The following is a 14,941-nucleotide window of genomic DNA, read 5'->3' on the forward strand; positions in this document are numbered from 1 at the left end:
AATAATATTAAGCATTAAAAATAAGAATATAAAAATTTTTAAAATAAAAGCTTTTAAATTATAATTTATTTTTTGATAATTAAAGAGATATTATGAAATTTTACACTACATCAAAAAAATTAAAAAAAAATATTGAGAATTTTTATAAAGTATTTCTATATAGGAGCTATAAAAATATAAATAAAGAAGATACTTTTGTAGGTTGGGGTAGAAAAAAGTCAGGTTTAGAAGCTATAAAACTAGCTAAAAAATATAGTGCAAAATTTTTGCTTTTAGAAGATGGCTTTTTGCGTTCTTTAAATCTAGGCATAGAAAATAGCCCAAGTTTTTCTATAATTAAAGATAATGTTGGTGTTTATTATGATGCAACTGCTCCATCTAAACTTGAAAATATTTTAAATACTCACGAATTTAGTTTTGAAGAGTTAGAACAAGCAAAAAAAGCTATAGAGCTTATAAAAAAGGAAAAGCTTAGTAAGTATAATAATAATCTCCATATACCAAAAGAGCTTTTTAGTACTAACGAAGAACGTGTCTTAATTATTACTCAAGTGGCAAATGATGCTTCGTTAAAATTTGGTTTAGCTGATAAATTTTCAACTCAAGAAATTATAAATGATGCTATCAAAGAAAATCCAAATGCTAAAATATACATTAAAATTCACCCTGATGTGCTAAGTAGTAAAAAACAAAGTGATTTTAATGCACAAGATTTGCCAAGTAGGTGTGTGATTTTAAAAGAAAATTACAATCCTATAGAACTGCTAAGTCATTTTAAAAAAGTTTATACCAAGACTTCCGGTATGGGTTTTGAAGCTTTGATGTTAGGACGAGAGTGTGTGTGTTATGGTGTACCATTTTATGCAGGTTGGGGTCTAACACTAGATAAACAAGCGTGTAAAAGAAGATGCAAAAAAAGAACTTTAGAAGAAGTTTTTTGTGCTGCTTATATTTTATATAGTGAGTATTTTAATCCTCGCTTAAATCAAAAAAGTGATATTTTTGATACTATTTATACTTTAACAAAGTATAAAAAGATAGAACAAGTTAATTCAGGTAGCTTGTATTTTTTAGGTTTTTCTAAATGGAAAAGAGAGTTTATAAAACCATTTTTTAAAGCCAAAAACAATAAAATCATTTTTTTAAACTCGCTTGATGAACTTTATAAAGTTAAGTTAAATTCTAAAGATAAAATTTTTATTTGGGGTAAAAAATACGACAAAGTTTTGCTAGCTAAAGATTTTAGTAATGAAATTTTCTTAGTAGAAGATGGCTTTTTACGCTCGGTATTTTTAGGTTCAGATCTTACACGCCCTTTTTCTTTGATAGTAGATAGTAAAGGTTTATATGTAGATCCAAACAATCCAAGTGATTTAGAAGATATTTTGCAAAATTATGAATTTGATGATAGTTTAAAACAAAGAGCTAAAAAGCTCATCGTTACCATCACGCAAAATAAATTTTCAAAATACAATGGTCTAAAACATAAAAATCTTGTTTTTAATACAAATAAAAAAATTATTCTCATTCCTGCTCAAGTAGAAGATGATGTATCTATGATCTTAGGTGGATCCGGTTTTGATACTTTAAAACTTTTACAAAGCGTAAGAGAGGCAAATGAAAATGCCTTTATAGTTTTTAAACCTCACCCTGATGTCTTAAGTGGTAACCGTAAGGGTTTAAAAGACAAAAGTATTATTTTAAAATATTGTGATGAAATTATTGAAAACATTAGCATAGATAGTGCTATAAATGCATGTGATGAAGTGCATACCATCACTTCTACTAGTGGTTTTGATGCGCTTTTGCGTAGTAAAAAAGTAGTAGTTTATGGTAAGCCTTTTTATGCAGGTTGGGGTCTAACTCATGATTTGCATGAAATTCCAAGGCGAACAAGAGTACTTAGTTTAGAAGAATTAGTTGCGGGTGTTTTGATTCTTTATCCAAGATATATTCATCCAAAAAGTAAAAATTTATGTGAAGTTGAGTTTGCATTGGATATAATGCTAAAAATGCAAAAAGATTATTTTTCTAAATTTTATTTGCGTTGGTTTATGGATATAAGAATTTATATATTAAGAAAAATAAGAAGATTAATAGAATTTATTTTAGATAGATGAATTTAAGTAAAAAATTAAAAAAATTTTCTGGTAAAAATGTTTTATTGCTCCAAGGACCCGTGGGAGGTTTTTTTTGTAAAATCGCTACGAAAATCCCAAAAGCAAAGGTTTATAAAGTAAATTTTAATGGCGGAGATTTTTTCTTTTATCCTTTTAAAAGCATTAATTATACTAAAAGTTTAGCTAAGCTTGAAAACTTTTATAAAAAGCTTTTTGAAGAAAAACAAATCCAAGTTATCTTGATGTATAATGACTGCAGAAAAGTACACGAAATAGCCATTAATGTAGCTAAGCAAATGGGTATTGAAGTATGGATTTTTGAAGAAGGATATATAAGACCAAATTTCATTACTTTTGAAAAAGATGGGGTTAATGCAAACTCGACTCTACCAAGAGAAAAAGAATTTTATCTGAGTCAGAAAAAATTTGATAAAGATTTTAAATTTAAAACCTTCTCAAGTACCTTTAGAAATATGGCTTTTGCCTCATTTTTGTATTGGCTTTTTGCTTTTTTATTTTCTTGGTATTTTAATAATTCTTTACACCACAGAAGTTTAAAATTATTTGACTTTTTACCTTGGTTTTGCTCGGTATATAGAAAAAACAAATACAAAGTTACAGAAAAAAGTTTAAATGAAAAAATTCTTTCTTTGAAACAAAAGTATTTTTTAGCTGTTTTGCAAGTACATAATGATACTCAGCTTTCTCATCATTATAAAAAAACTACGGAGAAATTTATAGAGGAGGTGATTATTTCTTTTGCCAATCACGCTAAGGCAAAGTCTTACTTGGTTTTTAAGCACCATCCTATGGATCGTGGTTATAAAGATTATACAAAGCTTATAGAAGATTTGAGTTTAAAATATAATGTTGAGGGTAGAATTTTATATGTACATGATTTGCATTTACCTACACTTTTAATCAATACAAGGGGTACTATAGTGATAAATAGCACAGTAGGACTTTCTGCTTTATATCATAATAGTCCTTTAAAAGTTATGGGAAAAGCGTTTTATGATATAGAAGGTTTAACTTATCAAAAAAGCTTGCATACTTTTTGGAAAGAATGCAGAGCATATAAACCTGATGTTGTTTTGCATGCTAAATTTAGAAACTATGTGATATATAAAACCCAAATCAATGGAAATTTTTTTTAAAATACTAGTTTAGACTAAAATTTCTTTTTATAATTTTTAGCAATCTTTCTAAGTTTAAATGGTAAACTTAAGTAGCCTATTTTAAAAGGGGTTCTTGAAGCTTGTAAAAGTGCATTGCCTAAAAGATAGGGTAAATGTGTTTTAGCTATTTGGGCATGTTTATAGTCTGCATAAGCTTTTAGCGGAGGTAGATTTTTTTGTTCTTTTTGATTTTTAAAATGCTCTTTTTTAACTTTTCTTAATTCAAAAGGTATTTTGAAGTAATCTAGATAACTTTTGCTATTTTTCATGATAGCTTCTCCGAGCTTATAACTTAACCTTTCTTTTATCCTTAAGCTAGCTCCATAAAGCTGGTTGTTTTGATGGATAAACATTTCATACTCATTTTTTAAATCCTTGTGATTTAAAAAACGTAAAAGATTATGATTTTGACTTTGTAAAAATGTTTGCGTATCAAGTTTAGTGAGTTCATAATATTCTAATGCTAGCTCTTTATAAAATACTATAGGTGGTATCAAAAGCTCATGAGTGTTTGTAAGATGAATTTTACATTCAAGTTTTTTATTGTTATCATTTTCTAAAAGTAAAATTCCTATTAAATCTACATAATCAAGTCTAGATGTTTTTTCATTTGTCATGCTTAAGCCAGAGCTATCTTCGCTTTGCTTGACAATTTGTGTATTAACATATAAAAAGGTTTGTTCGTCACAAATTGCCTTTTCATTTTGTATATCTTGAAAAGTATTGATAAGTCCAAAATTTTTTACCAGTTTAAAAGAAGAATTTTCAATACTTACGGATGACACGGTGTGAGTTGATAGATTAGTGTGATTCCAAGTATGTATACCTAAAATTTGATAGTTTTTTAGCTCTTTTGAAAAAATGATTTTTTCACTAGCTTTAATCCTTGTAACTTTTTCACAAAAAAATGAATTTTTGTGTTCTATTTTAGCTAAATTTGATGGTGCAAAGATATGATATTTTCTTTTTGAGCAAATGATATTTTCTTTGGATTTTTTAAAAACATGTAAATTTTTTATAATATTTTTACCAAGTTCTTGCATAGCAAGTGGCATAGGATGAAATTTATAGTTTTGGTCAAAATCATAAAGATTATTTTTTTGATAGTAAAAGTCTACATCAATTAGATTAAAACCATAATAAGTGCAATTTTTCCTATGAGCTTCGTTGATGGCTTTTGATTTATCATTGTAAGCTGGTATGGGGAGTATAAGTACTATGGTAGTTTTATGTGTTTTGTAAAGTTCTTCGTAAAAATAATCAATATTTCTAAGTATAATATTTAAACTCATAGGACTTAGATAATCATTGATATTTGATTCGCTGATGATATAATTACTCTTACTCACACTTTCTTTATGGCGTATTAACTCATAAAGATTTTGTAAAGAAGTACTAAGCCCTAAAGCATAATTGTGTAGTGTAATATTTTTATTTTCAAGACCTATTCTAAGACCATTTTTTACTACGCTATTGCTACCACCTAGTAAGATTATATCCATAAATTCTTTCTTGTTTTATAAATTTTTTATTTATTTTATAAAATATTTTTTAATGAATAATTTCAGAGGAAAAACACCTTATTTTGCCCTTAAATAAGCATTTGACAAAGATAACAACTTTAGCTATATTTTTAACTTCATTTTGAGTTTATTTGGGATTTTAAATGGATAAATTGTGTCAAAAAAGAGATGTTTTTTATATAGCTGGTTATGATCCTAGGGGTTATAGACATTATTATGCTATGTTTAAAAAAAATTTAGCTGAGCAAAATACACTTTTAAAATATGATTATACTTTATCAAAAGCTCAAGTTGATGTTTATCCTTTTTGGCAAATTCAAACCCCATATACAAGTACTACTTACACCTTTTTAAACTGGAATGATATAGTTAAAAAAAACTGGTCAGAGGATATAAAAGATGCTTTGAGTGATTGTTATAGTTTTTTTAGAATTTATACCATCACAGGACTTTTTTTGAAATTTGGTAAAGAATCTCCTCATCAACTAATCACAGGTTATTATCCGTTTTTTTATGTGCTTTTGAGTTTGATTTTTACTTTAGTTTGTGCTTTTGGAAGTTTATTTTGTCTGCAAAATTTTCATGTTATTTTGGGAATTTTAGCCTTTATTTTATCTTTAGTGTTTTTGCCAAAAATGCTTTATAAATTAGGTAAGAAATTGGCTGTTTTTTGGATAGCTAGAATTTGTTCTTTTTGTGCAAACTGGGAGAAAAATTCCCAAGGTGAGCTTGAATTAAGGATAGATGATTTTGCTAGGGTTATTTTTGAAAAACTAAAAGAAAATGCAAGTGATAAAAATTATGAGCTCATCTTAAGTGCACATAGCGTAGGAACAGTACTTTGTATAAATGTTTTAGCTAAAGTGCTTAGAAAATGTGAAAAAGAAAATATTTCTTTTGAAAATTTAAAGGTTTTAACTTTAGGTGAGTGTATACCTTTGGTAAGCTATCAAAAAAGATCTTTTGAGTTTAGGAAAGACTTAGAGTATTTAGGAAGTAAGAATTTAATATGGTATGATTTTACTTCTATTATTGATGGTGCATGTTTTGCACAAGTTGATTTTATACGTACAAGCGGAGTAAAAGCACAATTTAGCCCAAAGTACTTTTCGGCTAAATTTCATACCTTATATAAAAGTAAAGATTATAAAAAAATCAAAAAAGACAAATACAAAGCACATTTTTTATATTTATTTGCTACGCAAATTCAAGGGGTATATAATTTTTTTGAATTTATTGCAGGTAAAAACAAATTAGAAGAAAAAATCAGATAGGAGAAAATTATGGGTCAATGTCCTTTTCATCCAAAACCTTACAAAAACAAAGCTTCTACGCTGACCACTTTTTTATTAAAAAGAAGATCATGGCTTGATGGGCTTTATGAGCGAAGTTATAAAATGATGATGGGTAGAGTAAAAATGCCTGGGTTTGACCTTTATGTGGTTAATGATCCAAAAGAGGTAAGACGTATTATGGTAGATGAGGTTAGAGAATACCCAAAAAGCCAACTTTTACATGAGCTTTTGGAGCCACTTTTAGGTGTAAGTATTTTTACTACAAATGATAAAGTATGGGAAAAGCAAAGAGAACTTTTAAAACCTTCTTTTGAAATGACAAGAATTTCTAAAGTTTTTGATTTAATGAGTGAAGCTGCCTCTGATATGATGGGTAGATTTGCGAAGTATGAAAATAAAGCAGTTATAGAAGTAGATGAGGCTATGACTTTTGTAACTGCAGATGTGATTTTTAGAACTATCATGTCATCAAAACTTGATGAGCAAAAAGGCAAACTTGTTTTAGATGCTTTTGTAACAGTGCAAGAAGAAACTGTTAAAACAGCTATGCGAAGAATGTTCCGCTTTCCAACTTGGCTTTCAAATCTTTTAGGAGAGAAGAAAAGGCTTAAGGCAGGTGGAGTTATACGCAAGGTTTTATCAGATATTATAAAACCAAGATATGATAATGCCCTAAATGATCAAGGAAAATATGAGGATATTTTATCATCATTACTTATGGTGGTAGATGCAGATACTAATAAAAGATTTTCTTTCAATGAAATTTTAGATCAAGTTGCCATGCTTTTTTTAGCAGGCCATGAAACCACCGCAAGTTCACTAACTTGGACCCTATATATTTTAAGTATTTCACCAAATGAGCAACAAAAAGCTTATGAAGAAATTATACAAGTTGCAGGTAATGGAGAGTTTAAAATAGAACATATTAGAGCGATGAAATATGTTACTAATGTTTTCAAAGAAAGCTTAAGACTTTATCCGCCAGTTGGCTTTTTTGCCAGAGAGGCAAGAAATGAAAGCAAAATGAGAGATAAGCTTATTAAAAAAGGATCAGGGGTGGTTGTGGCTCCATGGCTTATTCATAGACATGATAATTTTTGGGAGAATCCACATGAGTTTGATCCAAGTCGTCATGAGGATAAAGGTAAGATTAAAAAAGATACCTATATGCCTTTTGGTATGGGAGAACGTATATGTATAGGACAGGGTTTTGCTATGCAAGAGGCTGTTTTGATTTTAGCAAATATTTTAAGGACTTATAAGTTAGAATTAGAGGAAAATTTTGTGCCTGATATTGTAGGAAGACTTACTATAAGATCGGCAAATGGTATGAATATAAGATTTATAAAAAGGCAAAAATGAAAGAAAAGTTAGCAGGAACCATACTGCTTTGTGCTATCGTTCCTTTAGCGGTAATTAGTTATCTTTTTATTGTTATAGTGGGTACTTTTGGTAATCCTGCTAGAGTAAGACAAGGTGTGAGAGCACTTGATCATTTTGTAAATGCTACTTTATTTAATGGTTATGCTTGGGAGTCTTTATCATCTCATGCATGGAGAGAACGTGATAAAAGATGGGCTAAAATAGTTATTAAAATTACAGATTTTTTTGACAAAAACCACTGCCAAAAGGCCAATAAAAGAGAACAAGAGATTGTAGATTTGGTTTTAAAGAAAAAGCTTACCGAACAAACTGTCGGTAAGCAATTTTAATTTTCCCCAAACAAGGCTTTAAGATTTTTAAGCGCTTCTTCTTGATTATTAGCTTTATTCTCATTATTTACTTCATTAAGCTCTATTTCATATCCAAGAAGCATACTGGCTAAGCGTATATTAATCCCACTTTTTCCTATAGCTTTACTTTTTTGCTCACTATTTAATGTTACAATAGCCTTTTTATTTTCAATATGAACTGAATTTATAATTGCTGGAGCTAAACTTCTAGTGATTAAAATTGCCATTTCGTTAGAATATTCAATACAATCAATATTTTCATTTTTTAATTCTTTGCTTACGGCATTAATTCTAACTCCTTTTACACCTACAGTTGCCCCTACTGCATCAACACTCGGGCCATTGGCTTGTAAAATGATTTTTGCTCTCTCGCCCGGAATTCTTGCACTTGCATAAATATTTATAAGACCATCTTTGATTTCAGGAACTTCAGCTTTTAATAAAGCTTCTAAAAATTTAGGACTAGTTCTACTAAGTTCCATTCTCATGCCTGATTTATCGATATATACATGTCTAATAACAGCTTTAATCACATCACCAACTTTAAATTTTTCACCTTTGATACGATTTTTTCTGGGTAAATATGCACGAAACTCATCAATTTCTACATAAGTATTTTCTTCACTATCTACTCTTACTACACTACCAAAAACCATGTGTCCTACCATTTTTTGGTATTTTTCATAGATTTTTTCTTCTAAGAGTTTTTGAATGTTATATTCTAATTCTTTATGTAAAATATTTACAGCAGTGCGACCTAAATTTTCTAAAGAACACTCATAAGTTAACTCATCACCAATTTCTACATCTTTAGCTTCAGCTCTTGCTTTACTTAAAGCGATAAAATATTCATTTTCATTTTCTAATTCTAATCTCTCATCATTATCAGCTACAACGATGATTTTTTGATAAAGTTGTAAATTTTTACTTGAATCAACAAAAAATTCATATTTATCTCCATAAATCTTTTTAGCGGTATTAATAAGTGCTTTTTTGACTCTTTCTCTTACATCTTCTATTTGTAAATTTTTTTCATTAGCAATTGATTCAATTATATCTGTGATTTTTTCCATAATAACAATACAACCTTAATTTTGGATTTTAAAAGTTTGAAGAGTAAAATTATATCTTTAATAAGTTTAATTAAAAGTAAAATTTGCTATAATTTCAGATTAAAAAAAACTTGAGGATGATGATATGGATTTAAAAATAGCAAGAACCTCTGTTGATGAAAAGCCAAAAAGTATAAGTTTAGAAAGTATTGAAAAGGCTGTGGACAAAGAAGGTCAGAAATTTTTCTATTTTGATAAAGATAACGCCCATAAGCAATTAATCGCTTTAGTAGAATATTTTGAAAAAAAAGGAAAATGTGTTTATCATAGAACAATCAAGTATGGTTTAGATGATACAGATTTTATGTATGAGGTACATATTCTTTGAGTAAAAAACTTTTTATACAAACCTTAGGTTGCGCTATGAATGTTAGAGATTCAGAGCACATGATAGCTGAACTTAAAGAAAAAGAAAATTATGAATTAACTCAAGATGCAAAAGAAGCAGATTTGATTTTAATCAATACTTGCTCAGTGCGCGAAAAACCTGTACATAAGCTTTTTTCGGAAGTTGGAAGCTTTGAAAAAATCAAAAAAAATGGGGCTAAAATAGGAGTTTGTGGTTGCACGGCTTCACATTTAGGAGACGAGATTTTTAAACGTGCTCCTAATGTGGATTTTGTTTTAGGTGCAAGAAATGTTTCTAAAATCACAAAGGCTGTAAATACGCCAAAATTTTTAGGTAATGATATAGATTTCGATGAGAGTAATTATGCTTTTGCAGATTTTAGAAATAGTCTTTATAAAACCTATATTAATATTTCTATAGGTTGTGATAAACATTGTACTTATTGCATAGTGCCTCACACAAGGGGAGATGAAATTTCCATACCCTTTGAGATTATTAAAAATGAAGCACTAAAAGCTGTTTCTAAAGGTGCTAAAGAGATTTTTTTATTAGGGCAAAATGTTAATAATTATGGTAAAAGATTTTCTAATGCACACGAAAGGATTAATTTTTCAGATCTTTTGGAAAAACTAAGTGAAATAGAAGGCTTAGAGCGTATTCGCTTTACAAGCCCACATCCATTGCATATGGATGATAGATTTTTAGAAGTTTTTTCTAAAAATCCTAAAGTATGCAAATCTATGCATATGCCTTTACAAAGTGGTTCAAGTGAAATTTTAAAAGCTATGAAGCGCGGTTATACTAAAGAGTGGTATTTAGATAGAGCATTAAAACTGCGTTCTATGTGTAAAGATGTGAGTATTTCTACTGATGTGATTGTAGCTTTTCCAGGTGAGAGTGATAAGGACTTTGAGGATACTATGGATGTGCTTGAAAAAGTACGTTTTGAGCAAATGTTTTCTTTTAAATATTCAAAAAGACCACTAACTAAAGCTGCAACTATGCCAAATCAAATTTCTGATGATATAGCTTCAAAACGTTTGAATATTTTGCAAGTTAAACATACAGAAATTTTAGATGAAATTGTTGCAAAACAAAAAGATAAAGAATTTGAAGTTTTATTTGAAGAATTAAGAAGTGAAGGTTTTGTAGCAGGTAGAAGTGATAATAACTTTTTGATTCAAGTTAAAGGTAGTGAAGAGTTATTAGGGAAAATGAAAAAAGTAAAAATCACCAATCCTAGGCGTATGGTGTTAAATGGCGAAATTCTTTAAGATTAATTTTTTGGCTTTTGGAATTTTTTTATTGCAATGGCTGATTTTTCTAACTTGCAGAAAAGTTTATTTGGGGCAAAAACTCCCAAAAAGATCATGTGTGATACTTTTTTGGCATGGGCGTCTTGCTCTAATGCCTTTTGCATACCACAAAATGGGTATTAAAGGAAAAAAAGCTTATGTAATGGTTTCGCATCATAAAGATGGAGAAATCATCGCTAGAAATATTGCTTTGTTTGGTTTAGATACTCTAAGAGGTAGTACAAGCAAAGGAGCTTTGGCTTTATTGAAACAATCTTTTAAAATTTTAGATCAAGGTGATGATGTGATTATCACACCAGATGGACCAAGAGGACCTTATCATAGCATTTCAGATGGTTCTGTGATGATAGCTTTGAAAAAAAATACCCCACTTTTTTTATTAAATTATGAAGCAAGCTCTTTTTGGGAATTTAAAAGTTGGGATAAAATGATCTTACCTAAACCATTTTCTAAGATTACTTATAGGCTTAGTGAAGAAATTAAAATACAAAATTTAAATTTAGAAGAAGCTAAAGTATTGATAAAAGAAAAATTTGATATGATAAGTCAAATAGACAAAGGATAAACATTATGTTATCTTTTTTTAGAAAGTATATTTTACAACTTTTAGTTTGTATTTGTTATGATGAAAAACAATACATTATAAGATGCCATACTTGGAAGAAATCTCAAGCTGTTGATACTTTTGAAAAGAGCTTTGAGGATAAAGAAAAAGCTATAGAATATGTGAAAAATTTAGCTAAAGATTTTCAAATTTATTATATATCTACTCTTTTTACCCCTATTGCTCAAGGTGTTATACCAAGCTCTAATTTTAAAGATCTTTCAAATTTTGGAGTAGATGTAAGTAGTGTTAAGTGCATTCCTTTTAATAACGGTTTGCTGTATGCTTCTAGCCATTCTTTAAATTTGTATGAGCAAGATTATGGAACTTTCGGTGGTCTAGATTTGCTCTATTCACCTTTTTCTTTACTTTATCATTGTATAACAAATAGAGGGTTTGAAGAGAAAGCTGGTCTTTATGTGTATAGATATCATGACTTTGTTGCAATGTTAATTTGTAAAAAAGAAACTATATTGTTTGGAAGTTATTTTAACATAGCTAGTCAAAATTACGATGAAGTTGATTTTTTTGATGACATTAAAGAAGAATTTGATTTAAATATTGATGATGAAAATCAAGAAGAAGAAAATGAGCAAAATTATGATCTAAAAAGCTTAGAGGAAATGAGTCAGGAACTTGATAAGCTTGAAGAGTTAGATGATGAAAAAGAAGAGCTTCCTGTGGAATCTTTAGAAAATTTTAGTTCAGATATGAAAATGATAGAATACATTATTTCAAGTGTAAAAGAATTTTACAATAATCCTTTATATGAGAATAGTTTTCTAGAGGAAATTATAATTTTTGACGAGGAAAGTTTTAGTGTGACTTCTTTAGATTATTTAGAGAATGAGCTTTTTATAAAACCAAAAGTAGAGCTTGTAGATACCCTAAATTTGATGAATGAACTTATGGTAAAGGATTTAAAACTATGAAATATAGTCTAATCAAGCCTAAGATAAAACCTGTTTTTAATCTTTTTACTAGAATTTGGATTTATTTTACTAGCATTAGTGTTATTTTGATTTTTGTAGTATTTGTTGTAATTGTTTTTAAAAATTATTATGCTTCTGTACAACTTGATAATAAAAAAGAAGAATTAGCTCAAATTATCGCACAAATTAACGCTAATAAACTTAAATACCAAGAATTGATAAGACAAAATAATAAAGCCGAATTAGTTTTGGGAAATTTAGAACAAGAACAAGAAAATGGTAAGAATAAAGTTTTATTAAAAAGTATTCAAAATCTTTTTACCTTAGTGCCTAAGAATATATCTTTAGATGAGGTTTTAATGGAAGATAGATCACTTATTTTAAGAGGTGTTACACCTACTAAAGAAATGTTTGCATTGTTATTGGAAGCTCCATTAAGAAGTATTTTTTCAAATTCTCAAACAAGTTACTATCAATTAGAAAATGGTTGGTATCGTTTTGTGAGTGTAAATATCACTATACCAGAGGGAATGTATGAGTAAAAACGACAAAAGCTTAGAAGAAGCTGATATATTAAAAATATTGATTTATTCTTTTTCTTTTGTGGCACTTTGTGCAATTTTGATCTTGTTTTTAATTATGCCCTTTTTAAAAGAGTATAAAATACAGTATTCAAGATTAGCCACACAACAAATTCAAAATACTAAGGCATTAAATGAATTGCAAACTTTGGAAAAAGTTATTGATGATTTTAAAAAAATTAATACACAAAAACTAGCCCAAATTAACGCGGAATTTTCACAAAAAGAATTATTAGAATTTATGAAAAATTATTTCGATGATATTAAAATCAATCTTACTCCTATTAAAAAAGAGCAAGAGTATTTAAAATATCAATTTGGAGTTAGTGTAAAGATGAAAAATCCTCAAGCTTTCTATTCTTTTTTAAATGATTTACAAAAATATAAAAATTTAATTGAAATTAGTACTCCTATTGAGTTTAAATCAGAAGAAAAACACATTAATCTTAAATTTAAGATCAAGGTGTTTTATGCACAAGCTATTCAAAAATAATTACTTCATTGTTTTGATATGGAGTGGTTTTTACTTCTTCATCATTTTGTTTTATATCTTGAACTTCTGAGTTTTCTCGTGTTTTTAGTTCTTCTTTGATTTCTTTTATGCTAGTTTTTAAACTAGATGCGATTTCTTTATAAAAAGCAACAAAAACTTTATCAATTTCTAAAGCACTTGCTGCAAGAGATTCATTAACTTGCGTTGGAACAGCACTATATACTTGTCTAAAACTTTCTATACTCGCTTGCCCCTTTATAGGATAATTTAGAGTAATAGGATCGTTTAATTTTGCTGAGCTTGTTGTACTTTGAAAAGTATCTTCTTGATGTAAATTATTCAAACGACTTTGAGCTTCTAAAATAATCATAAAAGAAGATTCTATACTATCGCCCCCAAGACTTGAATTTCTTGTAACTTTATCTTCGTATAAATTAGCGTTAATTACAATATTAAAAATATAATCAGGATTTTCATTGTCGATAATATATCCTTTGCTTTGAAGCAATGCTTTGCTATCTTCTAAAAGTTGTTTTTTGAGTAATTCTAAGCTTTTATTGATTCTTTGATTTAGAGTAGATTGCTCAAAATATGAACTATAAAAAGTACTTTTTATAATTTCTACATCATTGACTTTAACTTTAGGACTATTGGCATTTGTGTAATTGTGTTCTTCAAAAGTGCTTTTAAAATTTGGCATAGAAATATAATAAGTTTTTTGATTACCAGTGCAAGCACTTAAAAATAAAATTATACTGAAAAATAATAATATTTTTTTCATTTTGTCCCCTTATGTTTTTTATAATTATAACAATTTTTTGCTATATTATATGTTTTATAATAAAGGCTTTTTATGGATTTTTGGCAAAATATTTATGCAAATTTTGATGTGATAGCTTTTGATATTTTTGGTTTAAAAGTGCATTGGTATGGCATTATGTATGTATTAGCTTTACTTGTTGCTTTAATGGTTGCAAAATACTATGCTATTAAGGATAATATGGGAATTTCTAAAGCTATGCTTGATAGTTATTTTATATGGGTAGAAATTGGAGTAATTTTAGGAGCAAGAATAGGCTATATTTTAATTTATGATACACATACTTTATGGTATCTTATACATCCTTGGCAAATTTTTAATCCTTTTTATAATGGAGAATTTGTAGGAATTAGAGGTATGAGTTATCATGGAGCTGTTATAGGATTTTTGATTGCTACTTATGCTTTTTGTAAAAAAAATAGGCAAAATTTATGGAAATACCTTGATCTAGTAGCTATTAGTGTACCATGTGGTTATATTTTTGGTCGTATAGGAAATTTTTTAAATCAAGAATTATTTGGTAGAGTTACAGAAGTGTCTTGGGGTATTTATGTTGATGGAATATTGCGTCATCCTTCACAGCTTTATGAAGCGTTTTTAGAAGGCTTTGTTGTTTTTGTTATTTTGTTATTGATAAAAAAATTCAGAAGATATAATGGAGAATTGATTGCTTATTATACGATTTTATATGCCCTAGCACGCTTTGTGTGTGAATTTTTTAGAGAGCCTGATTTTGGTATAGGCTTTGTTGCTTTTGGTATGAGTATGGGTCAAATATTAAGTTTATTGATGTTTTTTTTAGGACTATTTTTATCTTTTTATTTAAGAAATATTAAAAAAAATTTATAAATTTTTATTTATTTTAAGAATAAAAGTTCTATAATT

The 14,941-nt window shown here is 28.2% G+C and carries 15 protein-coding genes; 12 read left to right on the top strand and 3 right to left on the bottom strand.

From position 1 onward, the window contains the following. Window positions 1-92: 92 nt before the first annotated feature. Both CORN_RS01615 and kpsS read left to right on the top strand, forming a co-directional pair. Window positions 93-2,120, top strand: coding sequence for a capsular polysaccharide biosynthesis protein (locus tag CORN_RS01615; RefSeq protein ID WP_066007243.1), 2,028 nt, complete (start codon window positions 93-95; stop codon window positions 2,118-2,120). After that, window positions 2,117-3,277 (top strand): capsule polysaccharide modification protein KpsS, encoded by a 1,161-nt coding sequence (gene kpsS / locus CORN_RS01620; RefSeq protein ID WP_066007241.1) that lies wholly within the window; start codon window positions 2,117-2,119, stop codon window positions 3,275-3,277. The genes CORN_RS01615 and kpsS overlap by 4 nt, the downstream gene beginning before the upstream one ends. Window positions 3,278-3,291: 14 nt before the next feature. Here kpsS and CORN_RS08390 read toward each other — a convergent pair whose 3' ends face one another. Beyond that, window positions 3,292-4,800 carry an SGNH/GDSL hydrolase family protein gene (locus CORN_RS08390; RefSeq protein WP_066007239.1) on the bottom strand — a complete coding sequence of 503 codons (1,509 nt, stop codon included), beginning with the start codon at window positions 4,798-4,800 and terminating at the stop codon, window positions 3,292-3,294. 164 nt (window positions 4,801-4,964) lie between these two features. On the opposite strand from CORN_RS08390, the gene CORN_RS01630 reads away from it, so the two are divergent. The 3 genes from CORN_RS01630 to CORN_RS01640 are packed head-to-tail and all read left to right on the top strand — an operon-like array spanning window position 4,965 to window position 7,828. Continuing rightward, window positions 4,965-6,095 carry a DUF829 domain-containing protein gene (locus CORN_RS01630; RefSeq protein ID WP_066007237.1) on the top strand — a complete coding sequence of 377 codons (1,131 nt, stop codon included), beginning with the start codon at window positions 4,965-4,967 and terminating at the stop codon, window positions 6,093-6,095. A 9-nt stretch (window positions 6,096-6,104) separates the two neighbouring features. Beyond that, window positions 6,105-7,478, top strand: coding sequence for a cytochrome P450 (locus CORN_RS01635; protein WP_066007235.1), 1,374 nt, complete (start codon window positions 6,105-6,107; stop codon window positions 7,476-7,478). Beyond that, window positions 7,475-7,828: a M14 family metallopeptidase gene (locus tag CORN_RS01640; RefSeq protein ID WP_066007229.1), complete on the top strand. Its 354-nt coding sequence runs from the start codon at window positions 7,475-7,477 to the stop codon at window positions 7,826-7,828. Before CORN_RS01635 ends, CORN_RS01640 begins: the two co-directional genes overlap by 4 nt. Here CORN_RS01640 and nusA read toward each other — a convergent pair. Beyond that, the gene (gene nusA, locus CORN_RS01645) at window positions 7,825-8,922 is read right to left on the bottom strand and encodes a transcription termination factor NusA (RefSeq protein WP_066007227.1); all 1,098 of its coding nucleotides are present in this window, start codon (window positions 8,920-8,922) and stop codon (window positions 7,825-7,827) included. The two genes, CORN_RS01640 and nusA, sit on opposite strands and share 4 nt — an antisense overlap. A gap of 124 nt (window positions 8,923-9,046) precedes the next feature. Here nusA and CORN_RS01650 point away from each other — a divergent pair, with 124 nt between their 5' ends. From CORN_RS01650 to CORN_RS01675, 6 genes are read left to right on the top strand one after another with little or no spacing between them, the layout of a single operon-like run. Next, complete coding sequence (locus CORN_RS01650; protein WP_066007225.1) at window positions 9,047-9,289, top strand: HP0268 family nuclease; 243 nt, start codon at window positions 9,047-9,049, stop codon at window positions 9,287-9,289. Further along, entirely contained in the window at window positions 9,286-10,584 is a 1,299-nt protein-coding gene (miaB, locus tag CORN_RS01655) for a tRNA (N6-isopentenyl adenosine(37)-C2)-methylthiotransferase MiaB (RefSeq protein WP_094750282.1), read from the top strand. Before CORN_RS01650 ends, miaB begins: the two co-directional genes overlap by 4 nt. Next, complete coding sequence (locus CORN_RS01660; RefSeq protein ID WP_066007223.1) at window positions 10,568-11,191, top strand: lysophospholipid acyltransferase family protein; 624 nt, start codon at window positions 10,568-10,570, stop codon at window positions 11,189-11,191. Before miaB ends, CORN_RS01660 begins: the two co-directional genes overlap by 17 nt. Before the next feature lie 5 nt (window positions 11,192-11,196). After that, complete coding sequence (locus tag CORN_RS01665; protein WP_066007221.1) at window positions 11,197-12,162, top strand: hypothetical protein; 966 nt, start codon at window positions 11,197-11,199, stop codon at window positions 12,160-12,162. Next, window positions 12,159-12,704: a hypothetical protein gene (locus CORN_RS01670; RefSeq protein WP_066007219.1), complete on the top strand. Its 546-nt coding sequence runs from the start codon at window positions 12,159-12,161 to the stop codon at window positions 12,702-12,704. The genes CORN_RS01665 and CORN_RS01670 overlap by 4 nt, the downstream gene beginning before the upstream one ends. Beyond that, the gene (locus CORN_RS01675; RefSeq protein ID WP_066007217.1) at window positions 12,697-13,236 is read left to right on the top strand and encodes a hypothetical protein; all 540 of its coding nucleotides are present in this window, start codon (window positions 12,697-12,699) and stop codon (window positions 13,234-13,236) included. The genes CORN_RS01670 and CORN_RS01675 overlap by 8 nt, the downstream gene beginning before the upstream one ends. On the opposite strand, the gene CORN_RS01680 is transcribed toward CORN_RS01675, so the two are convergent. Further along, the gene (locus CORN_RS01680) at window positions 13,223-14,017 is read right to left on the bottom strand and encodes a membrane lipoprotein lipid attachment site-containing protein (protein WP_066007215.1); all 795 of its coding nucleotides are present in this window, start codon (window positions 14,015-14,017) and stop codon (window positions 13,223-13,225) included. The genes CORN_RS01675 and CORN_RS01680 overlap by 14 nt on opposite strands. A gap of 72 nt (window positions 14,018-14,089) precedes the next feature. Here CORN_RS01680 and lgt point away from each other — a divergent pair, with 72 nt between their 5' ends. Continuing rightward, window positions 14,090-14,905: a prolipoprotein diacylglyceryl transferase gene (gene lgt, locus CORN_RS01685; RefSeq protein WP_066007213.1), complete on the top strand. Its 816-nt coding sequence runs from the start codon at window positions 14,090-14,092 to the stop codon at window positions 14,903-14,905. Window positions 14,906-14,941 lie beyond the last annotated feature (36 nt).

The sequence above is a fragment of the Campylobacter ornithocola genome, assembly GCF_013201605.1.
Taxonomy (GTDB): Bacteria; Campylobacterota; Campylobacteria; order Campylobacterales; family Campylobacteraceae; genus Campylobacter_D; species Campylobacter_D ornithocola.